We start from the raw sequence: 25,629 nt of genomic DNA on the forward strand, positions 1-25,629 counted from the left end.
CTCTGCATCGAACCCACAAGAACATTGCCTTGGACTCATGGCAAGGGGCGGGCGGACGCTGAGGGCATGAACACACACGACGTGATCGTCATCGGCGGCGGCACCGGCGGTTACAGCACCGCCCTGCGTGCCGCGGCCCTGGGTCTCGACGTCGCCCTCGTCGAACGCGACAAGGTCGGCGGGACCTGTCTGCACCGCGGCTGCATCCCGAGCAAGGCCATGCTGCACGCCGCCGAACTGGTCGACTCGGTGGCCGAGGCGCGCGAGCGCTGGGGCGTGAAGGCGAGCCTGGACGGCATCGACTGGCCGGCCCTGGTCGCCACCCGCGACGACATCGTGAACCGCAACCACAAGGGCGTGGAGGCGCACCTCGCCCACGCGGGCGTGCGGGTGGTGCGGGGCGGCGCCCGGCTGACCGGCGCCCGGACGGTACGGGTCGACGGCGCGAGGGACCTCACCGCGCGCCGGGGCGTCGTGCTGGCGACCGGCTCGCGCCCGCGCACGCTCCCCGGGCTCGCCCCCGACGGGCGGCGCGTGGTGACGAGCGACGACGCCCTGTTCGCTTCCGGGCTGCCGGCGTCCGTGCTGGTCCTGGGCGGCGGCGCGATCGGCGTCGAGTACGCCTCGTTCCACCGCTCGATGGGCGCGCGGGTGACCCTCGTCGAGGCCGCCGACCGGATCGTGCCGCTGGAGGACGCGGACGTGAGCCGCCATCTGGCGCGCGGTCTCAAGAAGCGCGGCGTCGACGTGCGGGTGGGCGCCCGCCTGCTCGACGCCGAGGTGCTCGACGACGGTGTCCGCGCGCACGTCCGCACGGCCCGGGGCGAGACCCTCGCCGTCGACGCGGAACGGCTCCTGCTGGCCGTGGGGCGGGAGCCGGTCACCGACGGGCTCGAGCTGGCCGCCGCGGGCCTGGACACCGACCGGCGGGGCTTCGTCGTACCGGCGGACTGGGACCGGCTGGAGACCGCCGTCCCCGGCGTCCACGTCGTGGGCGACCTGCTGCCGCCGCCGTCGCTCGGGCTGGCCCACGCGTCGTTCGCGGAGGGCCTGCTGGTGGCCGAGACGCTGGCGGGCGTGCCGTCCGCGCCCGTGGACTACACGGCCGTGCCACGGGTGACGTACTCGGCGCCGCAGACCGCCGCCGTGGGCCTGGGCGAGGCGGAGGCACGCGCGCGCGGGTACGAGGTGTCCGTCAACGTCATGCCGCTCACGGCCGTCGCCAAGGGGATGGTGCACGGGCAGGGCGGGACGGTGAAGGTCGTCGCCGAAGCCGGGGGCGGCCGGGTGCTCGGCGTGCACCTGGTCGGCCCGCACGTGTCGGAGATGATCGCCGAGAGCCAGCTGATCGTCGGCTGGGAGGCCGAGCCCGCCGACGTGGCCCGGCACGTCCACGCCCACCCCACGCTGTCGGAGGCGGTGGGCGAGGCGTTCCTGAGCCTGGCGGGCCGGGGGCTGCACCAGCAGTGACGCGGCGCCCGACGGCCGCGGCACACCGGTCCGCCGTGCCGCCGCTCAGCCCCTCACGTCCTGCGCGTCCCACCCGAAGACCGACCCCGTCAGCGCCGCCATCACGCACGCGTTGGGGAAGGTCCGCGCGTACTCCACCGGCTGTCCCCGCCACTGTCCGCGTGCCTGGGCCGTCACCGGGGCGTGGATCATCGGGCAGTGGGTCTCGCGCGCGGGGATGTCCGCGATGCGGCCGCGCGCCGCGTCGAGTTCCGCGCAGGCGCGCTCCGCGCGGACGTGGCCCCGGGGCGGGTCGCACAGCAGCAGGGCGCCGCGCGCGGCACCGGGCCGGGCGCCAGCCGGGGCTGCGGGCCGGATCCCCGGCCGGGCGTCTTCCCGGGTGACGGTGAGCAGGAGCCAGTCGGTGGCCGGTTCCCGCTGGGCGGTGGCCTGCACGGGGGTCGCGCAGGTGAGGAGGAGGGCCGTGGCCGCCAGGAGGGCGGCCCGGGCGGCACCGGTCGTGAGGGTCCGTGTCATTCCTGGTGCATCGGCACGGCCGCCCCCGGACCCCAGCCCGGCTCACCCGAACGGGAACCCGCGGTGGGGCGTCGGCGGCCGGCCAGTTCGAACGCGGCGAGGACGACCCGTGTCTGGTACTCCGCCTGGCGCGCGACCGGGATCCAGCGGGCCGCGCAGCCGTCGCGGTAGTCGGCGCAGCCCTCGTCGACGAGCCGGTTCACCTCGGGCAGGACACCCGCGGGGTCGCCGCCCGTACGGGTCACCAGCTGGTGCAGCAGGCCCGCCGTCCGCAGAGACAGGCGCCGTCCGGCCAGGCGCAGGGCGACCAGGTGGGCGTTGTTCATGGGAGGCAGGGAGCGGCCCGTTCCGTCCTCCGTGTCGGGGTCCCAGGCGTCCGCGAGCCTGGGGCACACCAGGAGGTAGTCGTCGACCGGTGCGAGGAGGCGGGCCGCGTCCGGATCGGTGGCGACGTGGGGCCGGACACGCGCGAGGACGCGTTGCAGGCGCTGGGTGTCGTGCCGCAGGGTGCGGCTCACCGCACGGAGCACGGCGTCCCGGTCGGCGGGGGGCGAGTCGTCGCCCACCGCGGCCACGCCCCACATGGGCGCCTCGACGACCGCGGTGACGGTGCCGTACCGCTGCGGGTGGCACCACGTCGACTCGACGGCGGCCTCGGTGATGGCCGCGGTGAGGTCACCGCGGCGGGGCGGCGGAATGCGGTAGACGGCGGGGCCGAGGTCGGGCCAGTACAGGGTGTCGTAGGCGCCCAGTTCGCGGGGGACGCCGAGCCGGGCCGCGGTGTGGGCGACGCGCTGGGCGAGGCCCGGCAGGTCGTGGGTCACCTCGACGAAGCCGCCGCCGACGTCGACGCCGTGCAGGGAGCACTGGAGGAAGGGCCGCAGTTCCTCCTGGAGGGCGAGCAGCGCGCGGGTCTCCGGCAGGGTCGAGTGGTCGGGGCCGTCGGGCAGCCACTCGGGCTGCTCCAGGAAGCCGGGGCGGAAGAAGTTCCGGGCGTAGCGGCCCAGCGTGTACGGGCCGGACAGCCAGCCCTCGTTGCGGCGCAGACCGTCGGGGTCGACGCAGAGCAGCAGGTTCCAGGTGGCGTCGGCGCCCTCGGTGAGCCGGGGGTCGGCCAGGGCCCGCTCGGCGAGCCGCAGGACGGTGGCGCCGCCCACGGGTTCGTTGGCGTGCGGTCCGGCGACCACGAGGGCCTGCCGGCTGCCGTGGCCGACGGAGAGCAGCAGGAGCGGGGTGCCCGCGCGGGAGGTGCCGACGCGGCGCAGCCGGGCGTGCCGGGGGTGGCGGGCGACGAGTGCGGCGGCCCGGGCGCCCAGCTCGTCCACGGTCGGATAGCGCAGGAGGGGCGGCAGGGCACACCTCCACGATGCGGGCCGTCGGTTCACCTGGCGTGCGCGGTGTACGCACAGTCAGTCACGAGTTGATGGGTACGTCAACACCGTGAAAAGCAAAGGGATTTGTCCTGCCGGACCACGCCACCGACACGCACGACATCGAGTGAAGCCCAGGCCAGAGCTGGGCCCCGTGTTCCCTGTCGCGCTCAGTCGGCCGCGAGACGGAAGGCCATCCGCCCGAAACCTATCTGGTCGCCCTCGCGGACGACGGCCGCGCCGATGACCCGCCGTCCGTTGACCGTGGTGCCGTTGGTGGACCCGAGGTCGCGCAGCACCCACATACCTCCCTGGCGGCTCAGTTCGGCGTGCACCCGGGAGACCGTCTCGTGGGTCAGCCGCAGCCCGTTCGCCGGGTCGCGTCCTATGCGCAGGGGATGACCGGCGCCGGGGTGCGGCAGCAGCAGCTTGGGCAGCCGCTCGGCCTGCCAGGCCCTGCGCAGCCGTACGCCGAACCCGGACACCGCCTCGACCGTGCCGAACACCAGCTTGGCCATGCGGCCCTCGGAGTGCAGGTCGGCGGTGAGGACGGCCAGCTCGTCCGGGCGGCGGGCGGCGAGCGCCAGTTCCATCCTGCGGATGAACGTGTCGTGCGACAGGCGCCCCATCGCGACGCCGTCCCGGAGCACCCGCAGCGCCTTGTCGCGCTCCGCGTCGGACAACCGCGCGGGGTACGTGTTGAACTCGAAGGACGACGTCACGCAGGTGATTGTCGGTCAGCCGGGGCGGAGTGTCCAGAAAACGGGGCGCGGCGGCCCCGCGCGCGGGCGTGTCCCGGCCACGGTCACGTGCGCCACGACACCGGCCGCGAACGGGAGTTTTCGCCAGCGCGGAGATCGCTTTTGCAGCACCATGGACGGGCTACGTCACGGTGAGCAGATGAAGGGGAACCGTCCGTGCAGTTCGAGGTGTGGGCACCGGAGGCCGGCCGGGTGACGCTGGAGTGCGACGGCGTCACGCGCGCGTTGGAGCGCGATGGGGAGCGGCCGGGGTGGTGGTGTGCCGAGGCCGGGGCGCGGGACGGCTCACGGTACGGCTTCGCGGTCGACGACGGGCCGGTGCTGCCGGACCCGCGCTCGCGCAGGCAGCCGGACGGGCCGGACGGGCTCAGCGCGGTCGTCGACCACGGGAGGTACGCGTGGCGGACCGAGTGGGCCGGGCGCCCGCTGCCCGGCGCCGTCCTGTACGAGCTGCACGTGGGCACGTACACGCGCGAGGGCACGCTGGACGCCGCCGCCGGACGGCTCGACCACCTGGCCGCGCTGGGCGTCACCCACGTGGAGCTGATGCCGCTGTGCCCGTTCCCGGGCCGGCACGGCTGGGGGTACGAGGGTGTCTCGCTGTGGGCGGTGCACGAGCCGTACGGCGGGCCCGAGGCGCTGAAACGGTTCGTCGACCGGGCTCACGAACTGGGCCTGGGCGTGGTCCTGGACGTGGTCCACAACCACCTGGGCCCCTCCGGCAACTACCTGCCAGCCTTCGGCCCGTACTTCACCGACACCCACCACACGCCCTGGGGCGTCGCCGTCAACCTGGACGCCCCCGGTTCCGACGAGGTGCGGGCCTTCCTCGTCGAGAGCGCGCTGGCCTGGCTGCGGGACTACCGGATCGACGGGCTGCGCCTGGACGCGGTGCACGCCCTGGCCGACACACGCGCGTGCCACTTCCTGGAGGAGCTGTCGACGGCGGTGGACGGCCTCGCCGCCGAACTGGAGCGTCCGCTGTTCCTGATCGCCGAGTCCGACCTCAACGACCCGCGGATCATCACCCCGCGCGCGGAGGGCGGTTTCGGCGTGCACGCGCAGTGGAACGACGACTTCCACCACGCCCTGCACACCGCCCTGACCGGGGAGTCGCAGGGCTACTACGCCGATTTCGCGCGCGATCCGCTCGCGGCGCTCGCCAAGACGCTGACCCGGGGCTACTTCCACGACGGCACCTGGTCCAGCTTCCGGGGCCGTGGTCACGGACGTCCGCTGGACCGGGCCAGGGTCGCCGCGCACCGGCTGACCGGCTACAGCCAGACCCACGACCAGGTGGGCAACCGCGCCCAGGGCGACCGCCTGGCCTCGCTGGTCTCCCCCGGCCTGGCCGCCTGCGCGGCCACGCTGACCCTGACGGCGCCCTTCACGCCGATGCTGTTCATGGGCGAGGAGTGGGCGGCGGGGAGCCCGTGGCAGTTCTTCACCGACCACACCGACCCGGAGCTCGCCGAGGCGGTGCGAAACGGCAGGCGGCGGGAGTTCGCCGCGCACGGCTGGAAGGCGGAGGACGTGCCCGACCCGCAGGACCCGGCGACGCGCGAGCGCTCCTGCCTCGACTGGTCCGAGCCGGAACGCGAGCCGCACGCCCGCGTACTGGACTGGTACCGGCGGCTGATCGCCCTGCGCCGCGAGCAGCCGGACCTGACCGCTCCCGACCTCGCCGACACCAGGGTGGCGTACGACGGCCAGGCGCGCTGGCTGGCCTTCCGGCGCGGTGACATCCGGGTCGTCGTCAACCTCGGCACCGAGCCGGCGGCGATCCCGCTGGGCGGCCGGCCCGCGCGGGTGCTCGCCGCTTGGGAACCGGTTCGGGCGCAGGGGGCGGACGGGATGCTGCGGGTGCCGGGGGAGTCGAGCGTGGTGCTCGTGCAGGAGTGAGTGGACCCCGTACGCACGGGACAGCGGGGTGGTGCCCGCGCGGGAGCGACGGAGCGGCGCCCGTACCGGACACCGGGCCGCTGGGGCGGCGGACCACGCCACGCCAGAGCCGGAACCGGGCGCCACGCCCTCACCGGACGCGTGGAAGCCGTACCGGGGCCGCCGCGCACGGGGCGATGGAATGGCCCCGGCCGTCGCCGGGCAACGGCACGGGCGCGCTCAGGGCGGCGCGCCGTCGTCCGTGCCGTCCTCGCGCAGCTCCGTCACCCGTTCCAGCAGGATGGGCTCCCAGGCGCGGCGCAGCCGGGTCCGCAGCACGGGCAGGGGCGCCGGTGCGGTCGGGCGGCCGGCGAGGGTGTCGGCGAGGTGGACGAGGGTGTCGCAGCGGGCCAGCCACAGGCCGCGCAGGCAGGGCCTGGCTCCGTAGCCGGCGAGGGTGGCGGCGCGGACGGCGGCGGGCGAGCCGACCGAGCGCGCGAGGGCGGCGATGTCCTCGGCCGGATCGCCGAGTGCCGCGTCGGTCCAGCCGAGGACGGCGCGCACCCGGCCGTCGGCGCCGACGACGAGGTGTTCGCCGGCCAGCCCGTGGTGCACGAGGACCGGCGCCGCCCCGGGCTGGACGCCGAGCTGGACCGTCGCCGCGCGGGTGAGCCGCTCCGGCCGCGCGGGGTCGAACTCGTCGGCTTCGGCGAGGAGCCTGCCGGCCCGCTCGGCGGACTCCCGCAGGGCCTCCAGCGAGCGCGCGGCGGCCCGGGGCACACCGATCGTCTCGGCCTGGCGGACCGGCACCTCGCGCAGACCGGTGAGCAGCGCGGCGAGGTCCGCCTCGCCCAGCGCCGACACGTCGTGCTCCTCGCCGGACCCGCCGGGCACCTTGGCGTCCAGCGTGTAGGTCAGCCCCGGCGCCCACTCGCCGTGCGCCACGCTGGTCGGCACCGTGACGGAGAGGTACGGCCGGACCAGCTCCCGCAGCCGCAGCTCGCGCCGCTGCCGCAGAGCGGCCTCGCGGTCGGGCGCCAGGCGCAGCACGTGCCGGGTGCCGACCCACCAGGTGGCGGGCCCGGAGCCCGTCACGGCGGGCCGGACGTCGCCCTCCGCGCTCTCGCCCAGCAGGGAACGGACCAGTCGGCGGACGGTGTCCGCGGTGGGTGTCGGTGCCTGGGTCATGATCGCGCCGTCGTCCTCCGGGTCTGCCGGGGCGTTCGAGGTCCGTCGTCTTCGTTCACTCCACCACGACCAGCTCCCGGGGGGTGTCGTTGAGGCGCCGGCCGCCGTCCTCGGTGACCGTGACGATGTCCTCGATGCGTACCCCGAACCGGCCGGGGAGGTAGACGCCGGGCTCGACGGAGAAGCACATGCCGGGCACCAGGGGCTGCTCCTCGCCCTCGATCATGTACGGCGGCTCGTGCGTGGTGACGCCGATGCCGTGCCCGGTGCGGTGGATGAAGTACTCGCCGTACCCGGCGCCGGCGATGACCGCGCGGGCGGCCCGGTCGACCTCCTGGCAGGCGACGCCGGGCCGCACCGCCCGGAAACCGGCCTCCTGCGCCTCGCGGACGAGGTCGTGCACCCGGCGCTCCTCGTCCGTGGGCTCGCCCACGTGGACGGTGCGGGAGGTGTCGGAGCCGTAGCCGTCCTTCAGGCCCCCGAAGTCGAGGACGACCATGTCGCCGTCGCCGATGACGCGGTCGCCGACCTCGTGGTGCGGGTTGGCGCCGTTCGGGCCGGAGGCGACGATGGTGAAGTCGACCTGGGAGTGGCCGAACCGCCGCAGCAGGCCCGCGAGGTCGGCGGCGACGTCGGACTCCCGGCGCCCGCCGAAGCGGACCTGCCGGATCTCCTCGAAGGCGGCGTCCGCGGCCGCGCCCGCCGCCGTCAGGAGTTCCAGCTCGGCCGCGTCCTTGACGGCGCGCAGCATGGGCAGCGCCTCGGTGAGCGAGGCGTACGAGGTGCCGGGCAGTGCCCGCTGGAGGGCGAGCAGGTGCATCGCCCAGGCGTTGTCGCTGATGCCGAACCGGCCGGAGCCGTCGAGGAGGGCCGCGGTGGCGGCGTAGGGGTCCTTGCCGTCGGTCCAGTCGCGCAGGGTCAGAGCGGGCGCTCCGGCGGCCTTCTCCGCGTCGGGGGCCTCCAGCGCCGGGACGACGAGGACGGGATCGCGGCCGGGTGAAAGGACGAGCAGGGTGAGCCGTTCGGTGGCCGCGGTGGGGGCGTAGCCGGTGAGCCATACGAGGTCCGGTCCCGGTGCCACCAGCAGCCCGGCCAGCCCGGCGTCGGCGGCCGCCCGCGCGGCGCGCTCCATGCGGGCCCGGTAGTCGTCGGCGGTGAAGGAAGCAGCGGGCGCGCTGCCGGTCATCCGGGCCTCCTGGGCAATGTGGGTGAAGGGACTACGAGCAGCATCCTGCCCGCAGCGAGGAGGCCGCGCGAGCCGATTGTCATTGATCAACCGTCATCGTTAATGGTTTGATGCGCCTCAAGCATTAGATGCGTCAACGACGTCTACGGGGCTCGGTGTCCGAGCGCCCCAAGGAGGCCGGAACCGTGCTCGTACTCGCGCACATCAGCGATCTGCACCTGGACGGGGGCGCCCGGGCCACCGCGCGCGCCGAGCGGGTGCGCGACCAGCTGTGGGAACTGCCCGGGCGAGTGGACGCCCTGCTCGTGACCGGGGACATCGCGGACCACGGCACGGAGGCGGAGTACGAGGAGGCCGCCCGCATCCTCGGGCTGCGGGCCGGCGACGCGCCGTTCCCCGTGCTCACCTGCCCCGGCAACCACGACAGCCGCGCGCCCTACCGCAAGGCCCTGCTGGGCCGGCCCGCCGCCGACGGTCCGGTCAACGGCGCGCACGTCTTCGACGGTGGCGCGGTGCTGATGTGCGACTCCAGCATCCCGGGCAGCGACGAGGGGGAGCTGGACGAGGAGACGTACGGCTGGATCGAGTCCGCCCTCGACGGGCTCGGCGGCGACCGCCCGGTGGTCCTCGCCTTCCACCACCCGCCCGCGCCCCTGCACCACCCGCTGCCCGACTCCTACCCCCTGCGCCGCCCCGAGCGGCTCGCCGCGCTGCTGGAACGCCGCCCCGAGGTGGCCGGTCTGATCACGGGGCACGCCCACACGCCCGCCGCCACGGTGTTCGCCGGGCGGCCCCTGATGGTCGGGCCCGGCGTGACGTGGACCCTGCGGCTGCCCTGGGAGGGGGAGGAGATCGCGGACCGGGACGCTCCGGTCGGGCTGGCCTACCACGTGCTGGACGACACCGGGCGGCTCACCAGCCACTTCCGTACGGTCACGGGACGACGCCGGGTCAGGTGACGACGCCCGGCACTGCCGTCAACTGCTGGTAGCCACCGCTCTCGTGGCGGACCGTGATCTTGACCGCCTTGCCCGGCCGGGCACCGGCCACGGCCTCGGCGAGGTCGGCCGCCGAGTCGACGCGGGTCTCACCGAACGCGAGGAGCACGTCGCCCCTGACCAGCCCGGCCGCGTACCCGGGTCCGGGCACGTGGACGCCGACGACCAGCGCGCCCGGCCTCTCGTCGTCCACGGCCTCCACACCGAGGGTCGCGGCCGCCCGGGCCGGGGACGGGGAGGCGGACGGGGACGCTCCGGCCGACGGGCGCACCGGGGCGGCCCGGCTTCCCGACGGCTTCTCCTCTCCCGGGCCCGGCGCGCCCGCCTGCCGTTGCAGCTCGGCGAGTCTGCTCATGCCGATCACCGTGGCGCCCATCGTGCCGAGTCCCACGCCGGCCAGGAGCAGGAGGGCGGCGGCCAGCACCCCGAGCAGCAGGGTGGTGAGCCGCCTCCGGCGCCGGTGTCCGCCGGGCGGAGGCCGGTCGCCGTCGGGCGTGGTGCCGGCCCCCTGTTCCTGACCGGGCATCGGCTTGGGTCGCAACGCTGTCTGTTCCATGGATCGCCTCCGGCAGGTGATCTACCCGGCGCACCGGCGCGTGACGAGCCACGAAAGAGTGAGACTGACCGGTGGTCAGGGGATCAGGGCGGGGCTGCTCCTGGGGACGGGCACGGCCGGGACGCGGTCCGGGAGGAAGCCGTGGGTCCGGCCGGCCAGGTACTCGGCCTTGTAGCGCGGGACGCTGCGGTGCCAGTTGAGGATGCCCGCCATCCAGTTCTGCAGATCGGTCACATAGCCCCGCATGATCTCCCGGGCCTCGTCGGAGAGCTGGAAGTCGTCGTAGACGACGGGAAGTTCGTGGGCGACCACGTGCTCGAACTGCCGCATGCGCTGGTTCATCAGGTCTTGGACGACGCGCAGGGCGGCCGGGTAGTCGACGCCGAAGAAGTTCTGCACGACCAGGACCGCGTTGTGGATCTCGCCCTCGTACTCGATCTCCTTCTGGTACGAGAAGACGTCGTTGAGCAGGCAGGCGTAGTCGATCGCCGCGTTCTCCAGGGAGCGCACGGGCCCGCTGCGGTAGACGTCGGGCGGGACGGCCGGTCCGTGTCCGGCGCGGCACAGGCCAAGGGTCAGGTCGGAGCCGAAGGTGGCGCGCCGCATCTCCAGGTAGTCCACCGGGTCGGGAACGCGGTTCTGGATCTGGTTGGCGAGCTCCCACACCCAGGCCTCGGTCATGGTGTCGACGGCCGCCTTCAGGGGGCGCCGCTCGTCGGGCGTCATGCCGGCCGTCGTGCGGGCCCACAGGTCGATCAGGGAGCGTTCCATGGCGTTGGCGGGCGGTGGGACCGGCTCGCCGTCGAGCGGCATGCAGGCGGACAGGCGGGCGGTGGTCAGCCGGGCGGCGGCCAGGTCGCGCCGGTGGCCGTAGACCAGCGGGTAGTAGTCGTCGCCGTAGGTGCCGAAGGCGAGCCAGCCGGAGGCGAGGTTCAACTGCTCCTGGGTGGCGTCCGGGTCGAGGCCCGCGGCACAGAGCGGGAGGTCGCAGCTCGCGAGCTTGTCCTCGTCCCAGACGCCCTCACTGAGGAAGCCGATCGCCTGCGACCACTCGGACAGGTGCCGCCGGGCGCCGTCCAGGGCGGGGCTCAGCTCCAGCGGGAACGGCATGCGGATGTCGGGGATGATCGAGGGACCGACCTTCTGGAAGGGCACGTGGGTGAAGGGGCGGGCCCGCTCGGCGGCGGCCCGGGCGAGCAGCGCGCCGACGTCCGCGGCCGAGGTGCCGGGGCCGGTGAGCGCCTCCCAGGGGGCGCCGGGCCGGGCGCCCTCGTTCATGTACCGGCTGGAGCGCATGTGCCATTCGTGGCCGCCGGACTGCCAGTCCTGGAGGCCCTTGGCGTACGCACCGACGGCGGCGGCCTCGGCGGCGGTCAGTCCCTTCTCCAGGGCCACGGCGGGCACCTCGGTGAACGCGGTGTGCTCGAACTGGTGCAGCCGGGAGGTGAGGACGTCGTTTACCAGCTCGGCGGCCTCCTGGGTGGTGCAGTCGAAGAAGGTCTCGAGGACCAGCACACCGTTGCTCAGCTCGCCCTCGTCCTCGACCTCCCGCTGGTAGGAGAAGAGGTCGTTGCGCAGGTGCACGGCGTCGGAGAAGGTCTCCATCAGCACCCTGAGCGGCCTGGTGCCCGCGACCGCTGCGGGCACCTCGGCGGTGGCGTACTCCACGAGCCCGGCCGACCAGGGGGCACCGCCGACCTTGCGGCGCATCTCGATGTACTCGACGGGGTTGGCGATCCGCCCCTCGTTGATGTTGGACAGCTCCCACAGCGACTCGTTGAGCAGGTGCTCGGTGGCCACGGCGAAGCGGCGGCGCCAGTCGGCCGACATGGCAGGCACCGTGCGCCTCCACAGGTCGGCGAGGCCGGCCTCGACCGGGTTCTCCGGCTCGGGCATCGCGGTGTCCAGGTCGAGGGGCATGAACAGGGGGAGCCGGTCCAGGTGGGCCTTGCCGCCGACGCGGTCCTGGCTGCGCTTGAACTTCTCCAGGAAGTGGTCGTCGAAGAAGAAGACCCACACGTACCAGTCGGTGATCAGGGAGAGCGCCGGCCCGTCGCAGTCGGGGTGGGTGTAGGCGCAGAGCAGGCCGTAGTCGTGTGCGTCGAGGTCGGCCTGGTCCCAGACCCCGGAGCCCTCCAGCATGCCCATCTCGCGCGCCCACGCCGTCGAGTGGGCGCGGGCCTCGTCGAGATGCGGGTTCAGCCGCGCGGGGTGCGGCAGGTAGAAGTGCGGGAGTTCGAAGGGCTGTTGCGTCATGGCCCGGCACTACCCAGGGCCCGGTGGACGCATCCACCCGGGGGGACATGATCACACCATCGCGTGAATCGGCGGAAATGCGGGAACATCCGCGTGGTTCTCAGGATCGAACCTGGATCAACGCGTGCGTCCCGCTCGTCCTCCAGCGCCTCTCCCCACTCGCGTCGAGCGCCTCCTCGGTGTCCGCGGTCAGGCCCGTGATCACGTCCGACTTCAGGGTGCGCAGGGCGGCGACCGGTCCCGGGAAGCAGGCGGTGACGTCCGCGAAGGGTGTGGTCGCCGGCCACCGGCGGTCGCCCACCAGGCGACGGTAGTTCAGGTCGCCCTTGAACACGGTGACCGTGGCCGCGGCGAACTCCTCGCGCAGGTCGGCGGGCGCGTCGGAGTACGGCAGCGGGGCGCAGGAGAAGGAGTGGGCGCGGACGGTGACGCGGCCGTCGGCCAGCGCGGCCCACAGCCGGTCGCCGTACGCGGCCGCCGCACCGCCGGCCGCGACGAGCCGCCGCAGCGCGTCGAGCACGTCGGCGTGGGTGGCGTCGGAGACGTAGTACGGGTGCGGCTTGACGTGCAGGACCACCCGGTCGACGCGGCCCTCGGCGAGGAGGTGCGCGACGAGGAGCAGGTCGGGGACGAGTTCCCGGCCGGCGTTGTCGGCGACGAGGCAGAGGGTGACCGGCCCACGGGCGCCGGTGCGCGTCGCCGGGAGCAGGGACCAGAGGGCGTCGCCGTCGTCGGCGACGAGCGCCGCCGCCTCGTCCTCGGCGCCGGTACCGCTCTCGGAGAGGCGGAAGCCGAGGTCCGCGCGGTTGCCCCAGAGCGATCCGTGCAGCAGCGCCCGGTCCCGCTCGTCCGCGGACAGTACGCCGAGGCCGTCGAGCGCGGCCAGTTCCTCGTCGGTCTCGGGGGCGGCGAGCTCGGCGAGCTTGGCGGGCCGGAAGGGGTCGATGCCCTGCCAGGGGCCGGGACCGAAGTAGCCGACGGCGTCGAGGAGCCTGCGGTAGAAGTGGCTCTCGGCCCACAGCCAGGGCACGTCGAACCACGAACGGCCGGCGTACTCGCCCATGCCCCAGCCGGCCCAGCGGTCGTGGTCGGTGGCGTCGGCCCCGGCGGGCAGGGGCTCGATGACGCCGTCGGTGCAGCTCGCGAGCAGCGCGTCGAGGGCGCGCCGCTGTTCGGGGCCGTAGGGGAACGCCTCGCGGACCTGCCTGATGATGGCCGGGTGGCGCTCGGCCAGCACACCGTGCGGGAAGGAACCGGGCTCGTCGCCGCGGATGACGGGGGCGGCCTCGGCGGGGGTGTCGGGCATGCGCATCACCGTATCGCGCGCCCCCGCGCGAGCGGCGAGACCGGCGATCCTGCGGCAGGCCCGTAACCGCCGGCGTTCTCTTCCCGCCCCCGCCGGTCAGGCCGCGTAGGTCTCGCGCTCCAGGCGGGCGGCCAGAGTGAGGTAGCGCGCGCGTCGGGTGACCGGGACCATGCCCCGGATGATGAGGTACCACATGCCGGCCAGGCGGCGCGGCTGGCGCGCGTCCGGTTCGAGGGTGCCGCTCACGAGGCGGGTGCCGACGATGGAGCAGACGAGGGTGTGGGCGACGGAGTCGACGTCGATGTCGGGGTGCACGTCGGACTGCCGAACGGCGTCCAGCAGGCGGGACGAGGCGATCTCCCGCCACTCGGTGAAGGGGTGCGGCAGCGGCGGCCGTACCGGCACTCCCCCGGTGGCGAGCCGCAGCCCGGCGCGCAGGACCGGACCCTCCTCGCACAGCCGGGCCATGCCGAACGTGAGGCGCATCAGCGCCTCCAGGGAGGTGTAGCCCCGGCCGTCCAGCTCCGCCGCCAGCCGGCGCGAGGTCCTGGACTGCAACTCCATGATCGCGTGGGCGAGGTCCTCCTTCGCCGCGAAGTGGAAGTACAGGGCCCCCTTGGTGACACCGGCGTGGGCGACGATCTCGCTCAGGCTGGTCGATTCGTAGCCCTGACGGTCGAACAGGTCGGCGGCGGCCCCGAGAATCGTCGCGCGGGTCTGCTCGGCGCGTAGCTGCCTCGCCATCGGCTGAACTCTCCTGGGCTGGAACTCAACAGGCCGTGCGGCCTGTCTTAACCCCCTGTACACGATAACTCACCGTCAGATCAGCCGGTCTGGGACCCCGCGATTCGGGGCCGGCCCGTGCCGGCGCGGCACGGGCCGGGTGGCGGGGTTCAGTTGACGTAGACGGTCTCCGTTCCGTCGGTCACGGGGGCGTAGGTGGCGGTGAAGTACCCGTTGGCGAAGCAGAGTCCGGAGCCGGACACCTTGGTGAAGTGCTGGTCGGTGAAGGCGATCGAGTTGCCGTCGTTGCTCGCCGTACCGGCCAGGCCGGGTGCCTCGTAGACGCAGTTGATGCTGCCGAGGAGGGTGCGCAGGGCGACCGTGGTCCGGACGGTGGAGCCGCCCGGCGGGGTGACGGCGACGGCGCCGTCGGAGGACACGGTGGTGGTGTAGGGCAGGTTCTGGACCGTGATGCCGTTGACGCCGAGGACGCCGGTGACGTTGCTGGTGCAGCTGGAACTGTCGAAGGTGTGGGCGGTGAGCGTCTCGGTGGCCGTGCCGGGCGCGGTCGGATTGTCGGTGACCTCGACCGTGAACTGCGAGGACGTGCAGGACACGCCGCTGCTGCCGGTGGCGCTGGAGTGGAACGTGGCGGCGGTGCCGCTCGCCAGGGAGGCGGTGAGGACGTCCCCGACGGCGACCGGCGTACCGCCGGCCGCGCCGGTGGTGAGGACGGGGGTGTCGGCCGCCGCGGTGCCCGCGACGGCGGGGACCGCCACGGGGAGGGTCAGCGCGGCGACGGCTGCGGTGAGGGTGAGGAATCGTCGAGTGCGGGGGGCGGTACGAGTACGCATGCGGCTGCCTCTTCTCTGAAGTGGGGTTCGTGAAGCAGGGGTGGGCCGGCCGCGGGGAGGCGGCCGGGCCGATGCGACAGGTTCCGGGCAGTGCCGGTGAAGGGTGGGCGCGTGCGTGGCCCGTGAGGTACGGGCCTTGCCCGGAAGTTGGACGTGCCCCTTCGGGGGCGAGGTCCGGTGCTGTCCGGTCCTGTCCGGGGGACAGGACCGGGGCCGGGAACGCGGACGGGGCCGCGGCAACGGATCCGGCGCCACGGATCCGGGGAAACAGGGACCGTTGTAGACCTGACGCGTAGTCAACGTCAATGCCTGCGACAGGAGTTGGCGCGAACCGTCGCACACCCGCCGGTCCGCCGGGCCGAGAAGGCGGCAGCTGGCACACAACCCCCACTCTTTACCCACACCTTGCTTGACCCTGCGGTGTAACCACCGGTAACTTCGCGATTGGCTACTGGTGCGTAACGTGAAACCCCTTGCACCCGCCGGGAGTTGCCGGGAGGCGTGCGCATCAGCCGCTGTCCGCGCCAGGACAACGTGCCGCTGAAGCCCGATCCGCATTCACTATGCCTCTGGGAGCAGACATGGCCTCGTCCCCGGACGTCACCCCGTCCGCCGGCAACACCCCCGAGCCCGGGAGCGGCCCGGAAAGCGTTTCCCCGCCCGAAGCCGCCGGCGCCACCCCCGCCAGACGCGGCCGGGTCCGGCTGCGCCGGGCCGCGGTGCTGGCGGTGCCCGCCGCCGCGGTCACCGCGGGCCTGGCGATCCTCACCGCCCAGGGTGCTCTGGGCGTGCAGTTCGCGATCTCCGGCATGCCCTTCACCGTCACCGCGACCGAACTCGACGGCAAGGGCTTCGCCCAGTTCGGCGGCCTCGACAACATGGCCGAGGGCAGCCCCAACGCGGGGGACACCGGCGGGCAGGTACTGGTCGTCACCTCCGTGATCGAGGAGGCCAAACTCACCAAGCTGTGCCAGAGCGTCGACCTGGGCGGCACCAACCTGCTCATCACCGCGGGCGGCGGGGACACCAGGGTCTCCGCGAAGGACCTGACCACCGACTCCACCGAGCTGTCGGGCGACGCCGCCTTCGACAACATCGAGATCGGCAACGACGCCAGCACGCTGGACAAGGCCGGTCCGAAGGGCCGCGGTCCGATCGGCGTCTTCAGCCAGCAGGCCGACACCGTGCACATCAAGAACCTGCGGCAGACCAACTACGCCACCACGGCCGGAGTGTTCAAGCTGCCCGGCCTGAAGATGCGCTTCAGCGGGTCGGGCTGCTGATGCCCGGCGACCGGCGCAGGGGCTTCCGCGCCGCCTTCCGGGACTGGCGGTCCGGCCGGCCGTTCTGGGGCGGGCTGCTGCTCACCCTGGCCGGGGCCGAGGTGCTGCTCACGATGAAGGCGTCGCTGAAGGTCGTCCTGCACGTCGGCATGCAGGGCGTGGCCGGCTACCTGCTGCCTGTCGTCATGCTGCTGTGCGGACTGCTGGCCCTGGTCAACCCCTCCCAGCGGCTCTTCTACTCGCTCATCGGCGTCCTGGCCTCGCTGGGCACCTGGGTCACGTCCAACCTGGGCGGGTTCATCGTCGGGCTGCTCCTGGGCTGCGTCGGCGGCTGCCTGGTCTTCGGCTGGCTGCCCGACCAGGAGTCCCGCCGCGACCGCCGGCGCCGCAGAAAGGCGGCCCGGGCGGCGCGGACGGCTCCGCCACCGCTGGAGCGGAGGGCGGGCGAGCCCGCCTGACACAGGGGCCGTCCGGCATCCGTGCCCCCGGATGCGCCCGGCGCCCCCCTGGCCCACCCGGCACTCGCACCCCTGACCCACCCGGCACGCGCACCCACTGAGCCACCCGGCGTCCGGCCCCGGCACGCACCCGGGGCCGGACGCCGGGACCACGGGGCCCCGGGCCGCCCACGGCACCTGCGCGCGGACCCACCGGCCCCGTTCATCACGATGCGGCACCGACAACTCACACCTGGTCGCAGGTCACTTGACTACCGGCGCTCAGTCACGGTTTGCTCCGGCCAGGCGAGATTCACCCGGTTGGCGCACTGACCCCGCGGCTCCGGTCCCGTCCTCGCTCCGTTCCTCCTGCTCGGCCGTACAGCGAGGTGCCGCACCCCCCATGAGTACAACTCCTCCGCCCGCCCCCTCCCCCGGACGTGCCCGCACCGCGGCCCTCGTCGCGGCCGTCTGCCTGCTGGCGGCCGGCTGCTCCGCACCCGGCGGGGGCGGCTCGGCCCCGGACGCGGCGGGCGGACCCGGCGGCGACCGGATGAAGGTCGTCATGGTCACCCACGGCGACGAGGGCGACGCCTTCTGGGACCGGGTGCGCAAGGGCGCCGAGGCCGCGGCCGCCAAGGACGGCATCGACCTGACGTACGCGGGGGATGCCGACGCCGCCGACCAGGCCGAACTGGTGCGCGACGCGGTCCGCGACAAGGCGGACGGCATCGCGGTCACCCTGGCCAAGCCGCAGGCGATGAAGGGGCCGGTCGCCGAGGCCCGGAAGGCCGGCATCCCGGTCGTCGGCCTCAACTCCGGCATGGACGCCTGGCGTTCCACGGGGCTCCTCGCGTACTTCGGGCAGGACGAGAGCGTCGCGGGCCGTGCCGTCGGCGACAAGCTGGACGACCTCAAGGCCGAGCACGCCCTCTGCGTCATCCACGAGCGGGGCAACGTCGCCCTGGAGGCGCGCTGCGCCGGCGTGAAGAAGACCTTCGAGGGCGAGACCGAGATGCTCTACGTCGAGGGCACCGACATGAAGGCGGTGGGCGCCGCCGTCACCGCCCGGCTGCGGCAGAACTCCAGCATCGACGAAGTCGTCATGAACGGCGCGGCGTTCGCGCTGAGGGCCGTCGAGGCGGTCGACGAGGCGGGCAGCGACGCGCACGTCGCCACCTTCGACCTCGACGAGGAGCTGGTCGCCGCGGTCAAGCGCGGGGACGTGCAGTTCGCCGTGGACCAGCAGCCCTACCTCCAGGGCTACCTCGCGGTGGACGCGCTCTGGCTGTACCGCACCAACGGCAACGTCAGCGGCGGCTCAGTGGCACCGGTGCTGACCGGCCCGGCGTTCGTGACCCGGACCAACGCCGACGCGGTCGCCGGGTTCGCCGCGGGCGGCACCCGGTGACCGCTCCCCGCGGGCACGCTCCCCGTACTTCCGCCGCCCTCCCCCACTGATCGCCTAGGACGACGATGTCTGCACGGAAAGGTGCCCGGCGCCGCCTCGGCTCCATACGTCTCTCCCTGATCCTCCTCGCCCTGGTCCCCGGCGTCACCCTCGCCGCCGTGTGGGGGGTGACCACGATCCAGATGTTCTCGGAGGGCCTGCGGCTGCGCGCGCAGACGGAGCTGAGCCGCTCGACCGGCGCCATGGGCACCGAAGCGACCCTCGCCCTGCAACAGGAGCGCAGCCTCTCGGCGGCCTGGCTGGCCGGCCCGGGCGGCTCCCGGGCCGCCCTGGACGCCCAGCGCGAGCGGACGGACAAGGCGGTCGCCCAGCTCGTCGGCCAGTCCGACGCGATCGAGCGCGCGCCCGACCGGGTCTCGGACCGGATGTACTCGGTACTCGGCTCGGTGGGCAGCCTCGAGTACTACCGCGACCAGGTGGACGACCCCGACGACATCACCCCCGAGCAGGCGCTCGGCCAGTACACGTCGATCATCGACGAACAGATCCACGCCTTCCAGGAACTGTCGCAGGTCGACGACGGCGACCTCACCTCGCAGGCCGGACCGCTGGTCGCCCTGGAGCACGCGGCCGAGCTGATGTCCCAGGAGGACGCCCGGCTCACCCTGTCCTGGCCCTCCGGCCGGATGGACGAGGAGGAGTGGGCGCAGTTCGCCCAGCTCGTCCACACCCGGCGCTGGCTCGTGCGGGACCAGGTCGTCCCCTCCCTGAGCGGCGACGCCAAGACGCAGACCGAGCGGATCCTCACGAGCCCCGAGTGGCAGTCCTTGGAGTCCGTCGAGGACGAGGTGCTGGCGGCCCGCGCCGCGGGCGAGGGCGACCGGATCGACCTGCCGGACGCGCAGCGGCGGTGGACCGGGGCGCTGGCGAAGGTCTCCGACCAGTACGCGGAGCTGATCCGGCAGCAGACCGGCGGACTGCTCGACCGCAGTGCCGAGAACGCGCGAGGGCTGCTGGTCAAGGCGGCGGCCCTGAGCGCGGGCGGCCTGGTCGCCCTGCTGCTGTGCGTCGGCATGTCCTGGCGCATCACCCGCTCGCTGTCCCGTCGGCTGCGCGGGCTGCGGCTGGCGACCCTGAGCCTGGCCGAGGAGCGGCTCCCGGACGTGGTGGCCCGGCTGGAGCGGGGCGAGAAGGTCGACGTGGAGTCGGCGACCCCGCCGCTGGACTACGGCCGCGACGAGCTCGGGCAGGTGGCCCAGGCGTTCAACACCGCACAGCGCACGGCCGTACACACGGCCGTCGAACTCGCCGACACCCGGCGCGGCTTCCAGAAGGTGATCCTCGGCATCGCCCGGCAGAGCCAGAACCTCGTCAACATGCAGCTCGGCAAGCTGGACGCGCTGGAACGCGAGCACACCGACCCGGAGATCCTGAAGGGCCTGTACGAACTGGACTCCACGGCGAGCCAGTTGCGCCGCTACGAGGAGAACCTCGTCATCATCGCCGGGGAGCAGCCCCGGCGCACCTGGCGCGAGCCCGTCTCGCTGGTCGACATCTTGCGCAGCGCCGTAGGCGAGGTCGCCCAGTACCAGCGGGTGGAGCTGCACGCCGAGGAGGAGGTGGCGCTCGCGCCGCCCGCGGTGGCCGACGTGATCCACCTGCTCGCCGAGCTGATCGACAACGCGACCGCGTACTCCCCGGCTCCCCACCCGGTCGGCGTGCGGGCCGCGCTGGTCGCCAAGGGGCTGGCCGTCGAGATCGAGGACCGCGGTCTCGGGCTGTCGGAGGAGGACTACGCCTCGTTCAACGCCCAGTTGGCGGTGGTCCCGCAGTTCGACGTCGTCGCGCTCGCCGACGACCTCCGGCTCGGCATGTTCGTCGTCGCCCGGCTCGCGCACCGGCACGGCATCACCGTCACGCTGCGTCCCTCGCCGTACGGCGGGACCACGGCGATCGTGCTGATCCCGCACGACATCGTGGTCCGGGAGCCGGCCGACGCAGCCGGCGGGGACGGCGCCTTCGGACCTGCCCCGGCGCCCGCCGCCCCGGCGCAACGGCCCGCCCAGCCCGTACGACCGGCCCGGATCGCGCCCGTGAGCCGTCCCGGCGCCCCCACCCCGGACCAGGCTCCGACCGCCGCCGATCCGAACGGACTGGCGCCGCTGCCCCGCCGGGTGCCGCAGACCAGCCTGGCCGCCGAGCTGCGCGACGAGGCCCCCGGCACCGGCCAGGACGTTCCGGACGCCGAGTCCGACGCGTACGCCGACTTCACCGCCGAGCGCGCCGCCTCGTCCCTCGCCGGCTTCCAGCGCGGCACACTGCGGGCCCAGGCCGAGGACACGGACGCCGAGGCCGGGACGGGCACCGACGCCGGCCTCGATGCCGACGCGCGGGTCCTCTCCCCCTCCACCCCCTCGACCTCGACCCCGAACGCCGACCGACGACCGCCGACGAAGGACTCGCCATGACCCGACCCTCCCCCGCCACGCACACCGAGCTGGACCAGCTGCTCACCGGACTCGTGCAGCGGGTCGCCGACGTGAACCAGGCCGTGGTGCTCTCCGAGGACGGACTGGTGGTCAGCAAGTCCACCGGCTTCCTGCGTGACGACGCCGAGCGGCTGGCGGCGACCGCGTCGGGTCTGATGAGCCTCAGCAAGGGCGTCAGCATGGACTTCCGCGGCGGCCCGGTGCGCCAGGCGCTCATCGAGATGGCCAACAGCTACCTGATACTCACCTCGGCCGGACCCGGCGCGCACCTCGTCGTGCTGACCGGTCCGGGCGCCGACGTGGGCGTGGTGGCGTACCAGATGAACATGCTGGTGAAGAAGATCGGCGAGCACCTGAGCGCGGCACCGCGGGCCACCGCCGGCCCCGGCGAGTGACGTGACCGGAGGCGAAGCCGGGGGCCGGCTCGTGCGGCCGTTCACGCTGACCGGCGGCCGGACCCGGCCCAGCCGCGCCGACTTCACGCTCATCACGACGGTGACCGCCGCCGACCCGCAGCCCGCCCGTGCCGCACGGCCGCAGCCCGAACACCGGCGGATCCTCAGGCTGTGCGCCGAGCCGCTGGCCGTGGCGGAGGTCGCGGCCCGCCTCGACCTGCCGGTGAGCGTGGTCGTCATCCTCCTCTCGGACCTGCTGGAGGCCGGCCGGATCACCGCCCGGCCGCCGCACCCGGTCGACCGCGCCACCCCGGACCTGGACCTGCTGCAGAAAGTGAGGGACGGCCTTGGCCGGCTCTGACGGCGCCGTCGAGGCGCCCACGGCACCCGCCTCCGCACCCGAGGCGGTGAAGATCCTGATCGCCGGCGGCTTCGGCGTCGGCAAGACCACCATGGTCGGCTCGGTGAGCGAGATCGCCCCGCTGCGTACCGAGGAGCCGCTGACGGCGGCGGGGCTGGACGTCGACGACCTCGCCGGGATCGAGGAGAAGCGGGCCACGACGGTCGCCCTGGACTTCGGGCGGATCACGATCGGCCGGGAGCTGGTGCTGTACCTGTTCGGCACGCCCGGTCAGCAGCGGTTCTGGTTCATGTGGAACGACCTGGCGATCGGGGCGCTGGGCGCGGTGGTGCTGGTGGACGTCCGCAGGCCCGAGTCGAGCTTCGCCGCGATCGACTTCTTCGAGCGGCGCGGCATCCCGTTCGTCGTCGGCGTCAACGGCTTCCACGGGCGGCATCCGTACCCGGCCGAGGAGATCCGGGAGGCGCTGGCGCTGCCGGAGCACGTGAAGGTGCTGCTGTGCGACGCGCGGGAGCGGGCCTCCAGCCGGGACGTCCTCATCGCCCTGGTCGACCAGCTGATCGACGCCGCGGCCGAGGCCGCGGCGTCGTGACGGGGCGTGCGGGGGTCAGCTCAGACCGGCCGACTCCAGCCACGCCTTGGCGACGTCCAGCGGGTCCTTCTTCTCCAGCTGCACCTGGGCGTCCAGGTCCAGGAGGGTCTCGGTGTCCAGCTTGGCGGAGACCGCGTTCAGCGTGTCGACGCCCTCCTGGGACAGGCCCTCCTTGTGGACGAGCGGGGTGACGTTCGCGTAGCCGAAGAGGTTCTCCGGGTCCTTCAGGACGACGAACTTCTCCTTGATGATGGTCGGGTCGGTGGTGAAGATGTCCGCGGCCTGCACGGTGTTCTTGGTCAGCGCCGACTGGGTCAGCGGGCCGCCCGCGTCGAGCGCCTTGAAGGACTTGAACTTCAGTCCGTACACGGACTCCAGGCCCTTGAGGCCCTGCTGCCTGGTCTGGAACTCGGGCGAGCCGCCGATGACCAGTTCCGGCGCTATGTCCTTGAGGTCGGCGAGGGTCGACTCGGCGGTGAGTCCGTGCTTCTTCGCGGTCCCGGCGTTGACGCTGACCGAGTCCTTGTTCTCGGCGGGCGAGGACTCCAGCAGCGTCAGCTTCTTGTCGAGCTTCGCCTTGACCGCCTCGTTCACGGCCTCGGCGGACTTCTGCCCGGCCTCGGGATCGAGGTAGGCGAGCAGCGAGCCGTTGTACTCGGGCAGCACGGTGACCGAGCCGTTCTTCATCAGTCCGTACGTCGTCTCCCGGCTGCCGATGTTGTGCTTGTAGGTGACCTTGAGGCCCTTGGCCTTGAGCGCCTCGCCGTAGATGTCGGCGAGCAGGGTGCTCTCGGCGAAGTTGTTCGAGCCGACGACGACGGTGCCGGCCTCCGCCTTCTCTCCTGCCAGGGGGTTGTCGGAGGTGTCGTCGGAAGAGGAACAGCCCGCGAGCAGCGCCGCCGCGGCGGCGAGCGCGACGGCCGCCGCGCCGGTGTGCCTCGTCCTGGACCTGCTGCTCTTCGCGGTAGAAGTCATCCGTCGATCCAAACGAGCCATTCACAGGTCAGTCAAGAACGGCCTGGTTACGGTTTGTTCCACATGGGTGCTCGAAGGCGTCACCGCCTGCGCACCCCCGGCGAGACCGCCAGCCGCCCCACCGCCCAGAACGCCGCGAGCGTGACCAGCGCCAGCAGGGCCACCAGGGTCGCGCCGCCGACCACCTTCTCGTAGTCCCGTTGGTAGAGGCCGTCGATGATGTACCGGCCGATCCCGCCGAGGCTGACGTACGCGGCGATGGTGGCCGTCGACACGACCTGGATGGCCGCCGAGCGCAGCCCGCTGAGCACCAGCGGCAGGGCGACGGGCAGTTCGACCCGGAAGAGGATGCCCGACTCGTGCATGCCCATGCCCCGCGCGGCGTCCACCGGGGCGGGGTCGACGGAGCGGACCGCCTCGTAGGTGGTCACCAGGATGGGCGGGATCGCGAGCACGACCAGCGGGATCATCACCGGCAGCAGGCCGATCCCCACGACGACGGCGATGAGCACCAGCAGTCCGAAGCTGGGCAGCGCGCGGGCGGCGGTGGCGACGAAGGCGACGGCGTTGCCGCCGCGTCCGGTGTGCCCGGTCAGCAGTCCGACGGGCAGCCCGATCGCGGCGGCGATGCCGAGCGCCATCAGCGTGTACTGGACGTGCTCCAGCAGGCGCCTGGGGATGCCGTCGTAGCCGTGCCAGTGGGCGCCGTCGCTGAAGAAGGCGTTGACGAAGTCGAGGACGTTCACCGGACGCCCGCCTCCTGGGACTCGGGGAGCGCGGCGGCCTTCTTCGGGCGGCGCCCACGGCTCCTGCCGCGCGGCATCCACGGCGTCAGCAGGTTGCGGACCAGGACGAGGGCCGCGTCGCACAGGATCGCCAGTACGGCGGTGGTGAGGACGGAGTTGACCGCCAGTTCGGGCCGACCGTACTTCTGCGCGTCCGCGAGCAGGTTGCCGAGCGCGCCCTGGTTGCCGATGAGGGCGCCGACGCTGACCAGGGAGATGCTGGCGGACACGGCCACCCGCAGCCCGGCGAGGATCGCGGGCACGGCGATCGGCAACTGCACCTGGAGGTAGCGCCGTACGGGCCCGAAGCCCATGGCGGTGGACGCGGCCAGGGTCTCCTCGGGCACCGACCGCACGCCGTCCACGATGGCCGGGACGAGCACCACCAGGCTGTAGACGGCCAGCGGGATCATCACCGTCAGCTCGGTCTGGCCGGTGTAGTCGATGAGGACGACGAAGACCGCCAGCGAGGGGATGGCGTAGAACACCGTCGTCACGCCGAGCACGGGCGGGTACAGCCAGCGGAACCGCACGCAGAGCTGGGCGACGGGCAGCGCGGCCAGCAGCCCGGCGAGGACCGGCAGCAGCGCCTCGCGCAGGTGCAGGCCGATCAGGCCGAAGTAGGTGTTGTCGAGGTCGCTCGGGATGTCGAAGAAGCCGTTCACGGGGCGGCCTTCGCGATGTCGGCGGGCTCCACGCCCGCGGCCGGTGCGCCGCCGTCCGCCGCCGCGCCGTGGGCGGTGCGGATCGCCTCACCGATGGTCTGCTGGGAGGCGACGCCGGTCACCCGCCCGTCGGGGTCCACGGCGACCGCCCAGCCGGTGGGCGAGAGCACCGCGCAGTCCAGGGCGGCCCGCAACGAGTCGGTGCCGGGCAGGAAGGGCCGCCCGTACGGCAGCAGCCGCTCGGCCGCGATGTCGCCGGCGGTCAGGTCCCGCGGCTCGGCCCAGCCCAGCGGGCGGCCCTCCGCGTCGGTCACCAGCAGGTAGGGCGCGTCGGGCGCGGCGAGCTGTTCGGCCGTGGCGTCCACGCGCACGACCGGGTCCGTCGTCAGTTCCAGGCCCTCGGCGGCGAAGAAGGACAGCCGCCGGATGCCCCGGTCGGCGCCGAGGAAGTCCTCGACGAAGTCGTCCGCGGGGTTCGACAGCAGTTCGGCGGGCGGGGCGAACTGGGCGAGCCGGCCTCCGGTGCGCATCACCGCGACCATGGTGCCGAGCTTGATGGCCTCGTCGATGTCGTGGGTGACGAAGACGATGGTCTTGCCCAGCTCGCCCTGGATGCGCAGGAGTTCGTCCTGGAGACCCTTGCGGACCACGGGGTCCACGGCGGAGAACGGCTCGTCCATGAGGAGCACGGGCGGGTCGGCGGCGAGCGCCCGCGCCACGCCGACCCGCTGCTGCTGGCCGCCGGAGAGCTGGTACGGGTACCGCTTGGCGAGGGAGGTGTCGAGCCCCACGCGCTCCATCAACTCCGCCGCCCGCTCCCGGGACTTCTGCCTGCCCCAGCCGATCATGCGGGGGACGGTGGCGATGTTGTCGAGGATCGTCCGGTGCTGGAAGAGACCGGCGTTCTGGATGACGTACCCCATCGACCGGCGCAGCGTGGTGACCGGCTGCCGCTGGAGGTCGGCGCCGTCGAGGGAGATGGTGCCCTCTGTGGGCTCGACCATCCTGTTGATCATCCGCAGGGTCGTCGTCTTGCCGCAGCCTGACGGCCCGACGAGGACCGTGATCGAGCGGTCGGGTATCTCCAGCGACAACCGGTCGACCGCCACGGTGCCGTCCGGGTACCGCTTGGTGACTGAGTCCATCCGTATCAAAACGCCGAATACCCTTC

At 73.4% G+C, this 25,629-nt stretch carries 24 protein-coding genes; 10 read left to right on the forward strand and 14 right to left on the reverse strand.

Features of this window, described 5'->3' with window-relative positions; genetic code table 11:
• Positions 1-66: 66 nt before the first annotated feature.
• Complete coding sequence (lpdA, locus tag ACFW47_RS16905) at positions 67-1,470, forward strand: dihydrolipoyl dehydrogenase (protein WP_386306164.1); 1,404 nt, start codon at positions 67-69, stop codon at positions 1,468-1,470.
• Between the two features lie 45 nt (positions 1,471-1,515).
• On the opposite strand, the gene ACFW47_RS16910 is transcribed toward lpdA, so the two are convergent.
• The 3 genes from ACFW47_RS16910 to ACFW47_RS16920 all read right to left on the reverse strand — a co-directional run bounded on the left by ACFW47_RS16910 (position 1,516) and on the right by ACFW47_RS16920 (position 4,078).
• Entirely contained in the window at positions 1,516-1,986 is a 471-nt protein-coding gene (locus ACFW47_RS16910) for an SSI family serine proteinase inhibitor (RefSeq protein ID WP_386306165.1), read from the reverse strand.
• Positions 1,983-3,311: a M14 family zinc carboxypeptidase gene (locus tag ACFW47_RS16915; protein WP_386276547.1), complete on the reverse strand. Its 1,329-nt coding sequence runs from the start codon at positions 3,309-3,311 to the stop codon at positions 1,983-1,985. Before ACFW47_RS16915 ends, ACFW47_RS16910 begins: the two co-directional genes overlap by 4 nt.
• Positions 3,312-3,526: 215 nt before the next feature.
• A complete protein-coding gene (locus ACFW47_RS16920) occupies positions 3,527-4,078 on the reverse strand; it encodes an FHA domain-containing protein (protein ID WP_386276549.1) in 552 nt (183 codons plus the stop codon).
• A 195-nt stretch (positions 4,079-4,273) separates the two neighbouring features.
• Between ACFW47_RS16920 and treZ the strand changes: the two genes are divergently transcribed.
• Positions 4,274-6,019, forward strand: a complete 1,746-nt coding sequence (treZ, locus tag ACFW47_RS16925; protein ID WP_386306166.1) for a malto-oligosyltrehalose trehalohydrolase — start codon at positions 4,274-4,276, stop codon at positions 6,017-6,019.
• A gap of 219 nt (positions 6,020-6,238) precedes the next feature.
• On the opposite strand, the gene ACFW47_RS16930 is transcribed toward treZ, so the two are convergent.
• Positions 6,239-7,186 (reverse strand): phosphotransferase family protein, encoded by a 948-nt coding sequence (locus tag ACFW47_RS16930; protein WP_386276553.1) that lies wholly within the window; start codon positions 7,184-7,186, stop codon positions 6,239-6,241.
• 55 nt (positions 7,187-7,241) lie between these two features.
• Entirely contained in the window at positions 7,242-8,372 is a 1,131-nt protein-coding gene (locus ACFW47_RS16935) for an aminopeptidase P family protein (protein WP_386276556.1), read from the reverse strand.
• 185 nt (positions 8,373-8,557) lie between these two features.
• Here ACFW47_RS16935 and ACFW47_RS16940 point away from each other — a divergent pair, with 185 nt between their 5' ends.
• On the forward strand, positions 8,558-9,331 hold the full coding sequence (locus ACFW47_RS16940) for a metallophosphoesterase (RefSeq protein ID WP_386276558.1): 774 nt from the start codon (positions 8,558-8,560) through the stop codon (positions 9,329-9,331).
• Here ACFW47_RS16940 and ACFW47_RS16945 read toward each other — a convergent pair.
• From ACFW47_RS16945 to ACFW47_RS16965, 5 genes are all read right to left on the reverse strand, one after another.
• Positions 9,324-9,926 (reverse strand): PDZ domain-containing protein, encoded by a 603-nt coding sequence (locus ACFW47_RS16945; protein ID WP_386276560.1) that lies wholly within the window; start codon positions 9,924-9,926, stop codon positions 9,324-9,326. The two genes, ACFW47_RS16940 and ACFW47_RS16945, sit on opposite strands and share 8 nt — an antisense overlap.
• Positions 9,927-10,001: 75 nt before the next feature.
• Positions 10,002-12,182 (reverse strand): germacradienol/geosmin synthase Cyc2, encoded by a 2,181-nt coding sequence (gene cyc2 / locus ACFW47_RS16950; protein ID WP_386276562.1) that lies wholly within the window; start codon positions 12,180-12,182, stop codon positions 10,002-10,004.
• Positions 12,183-12,282: 100 nt separating this feature from the next.
• Entirely contained in the window at positions 12,283-13,488 is a 1,206-nt protein-coding gene (locus tag ACFW47_RS16955; protein WP_386306167.1) for a damage-control phosphatase ARMT1 family protein, read from the reverse strand.
• Positions 13,489-13,584: 96 nt separating this feature from the next.
• Complete coding sequence (locus ACFW47_RS16960; protein WP_386276566.1) at positions 13,585-14,232, reverse strand: ScbR family autoregulator-binding transcription factor; 648 nt, start codon at positions 14,230-14,232, stop codon at positions 13,585-13,587.
• Between the two features lie 149 nt (positions 14,233-14,381).
• Entirely contained in the window at positions 14,382-15,065 is a 684-nt protein-coding gene (locus ACFW47_RS16965) for a Tat pathway signal sequence domain protein (RefSeq protein WP_386306168.1), read from the reverse strand.
• A 581-nt stretch (positions 15,066-15,646) separates the two neighbouring features.
• Here ACFW47_RS16965 and ACFW47_RS16970 point away from each other — a divergent pair.
• The 7 genes from ACFW47_RS16970 to ACFW47_RS17000 all read left to right on the forward strand — a co-directional run bounded on the left by ACFW47_RS16970 (position 15,647) and on the right by ACFW47_RS17000 (position 22,033).
• Complete coding sequence (locus ACFW47_RS16970) at positions 15,647-16,348, forward strand: DUF6230 family protein (RefSeq protein WP_386306169.1); 702 nt, start codon at positions 15,647-15,649, stop codon at positions 16,346-16,348.
• Positions 16,348-16,806: a DUF6114 domain-containing protein gene (locus tag ACFW47_RS16975; RefSeq protein WP_386276572.1), complete on the forward strand. Its 459-nt coding sequence runs from the start codon at positions 16,348-16,350 to the stop codon at positions 16,804-16,806. The genes ACFW47_RS16970 and ACFW47_RS16975 overlap by 1 nt, the downstream gene beginning before the upstream one ends.
• 382 nt (positions 16,807-17,188) lie before the next feature.
• The gene (locus ACFW47_RS16980; RefSeq protein ID WP_386276573.1) at positions 17,189-18,196 is read left to right on the forward strand and encodes a substrate-binding domain-containing protein; all 1,008 of its coding nucleotides are present in this window, start codon (positions 17,189-17,191) and stop codon (positions 18,194-18,196) included.
• A 65-nt stretch (positions 18,197-18,261) separates the two neighbouring features.
• Positions 18,262-20,664 (forward strand): nitrate- and nitrite sensing domain-containing protein, encoded by a 2,403-nt coding sequence (locus ACFW47_RS16985; RefSeq protein ID WP_386306170.1) that lies wholly within the window; start codon positions 18,262-18,264, stop codon positions 20,662-20,664.
• Positions 20,661-21,080 (forward strand): roadblock/LC7 domain-containing protein, encoded by a 420-nt coding sequence (locus tag ACFW47_RS16990; protein ID WP_386306171.1) that lies wholly within the window; start codon positions 20,661-20,663, stop codon positions 21,078-21,080. Before ACFW47_RS16985 ends, ACFW47_RS16990 begins: the two co-directional genes overlap by 4 nt.
• A gap of 1 nt (position 21,081) precedes the next feature.
• Complete coding sequence (locus ACFW47_RS16995; RefSeq protein WP_386276576.1) at positions 21,082-21,441, forward strand: DUF742 domain-containing protein; 360 nt, start codon at positions 21,082-21,084, stop codon at positions 21,439-21,441.
• Positions 21,428-22,033 carry an ATP/GTP-binding protein gene (locus tag ACFW47_RS17000; protein WP_386276578.1) on the forward strand — a complete coding sequence of 202 codons (606 nt, stop codon included), beginning with the start codon at positions 21,428-21,430 and terminating at the stop codon, positions 22,031-22,033. Before ACFW47_RS16995 ends, ACFW47_RS17000 begins: the two co-directional genes overlap by 14 nt.
• A 15-nt stretch (positions 22,034-22,048) precedes the next feature.
• On the opposite strand, the gene ACFW47_RS17005 is transcribed toward ACFW47_RS17000, so the two are convergent.
• The 4 genes from ACFW47_RS17005 to ACFW47_RS17020 all read right to left on the reverse strand — a co-directional run bounded on the left by ACFW47_RS17005 (position 22,049) and on the right by ACFW47_RS17020 (position 25,612).
• The gene (locus ACFW47_RS17005) at positions 22,049-23,008 is read right to left on the reverse strand and encodes an ABC transporter substrate-binding protein (RefSeq protein ID WP_386276580.1); all 960 of its coding nucleotides are present in this window, start codon (positions 23,006-23,008) and stop codon (positions 22,049-22,051) included.
• Positions 23,009-23,088: 80 nt separating this feature from the next.
• Complete coding sequence (locus tag ACFW47_RS17010; protein ID WP_386276582.1) at positions 23,089-23,754, reverse strand: ABC transporter permease; 666 nt, start codon at positions 23,752-23,754, stop codon at positions 23,089-23,091.
• The gene (locus ACFW47_RS17015; RefSeq protein ID WP_386276584.1) at positions 23,751-24,458 is read right to left on the reverse strand and encodes an ABC transporter permease; all 708 of its coding nucleotides are present in this window, start codon (positions 24,456-24,458) and stop codon (positions 23,751-23,753) included. The genes ACFW47_RS17010 and ACFW47_RS17015 overlap by 4 nt, the downstream gene beginning before the upstream one ends.
• Positions 24,455-25,612, reverse strand: coding sequence for an ABC transporter ATP-binding protein (locus tag ACFW47_RS17020; RefSeq protein WP_386276586.1), 1,158 nt, complete (start codon positions 25,610-25,612; stop codon positions 24,455-24,457). Before ACFW47_RS17020 ends, ACFW47_RS17015 begins: the two co-directional genes overlap by 4 nt.
• Between the last annotated feature and the right edge of the window lie 17 nt (positions 25,613-25,629).

It is taken from the genome of Streptomyces sp. NPDC058796 (assembly GCF_042745235.1).
GTDB lineage: Bacteria > Actinomycetota > Actinomycetes > Streptomycetales > Streptomycetaceae > Streptomyces.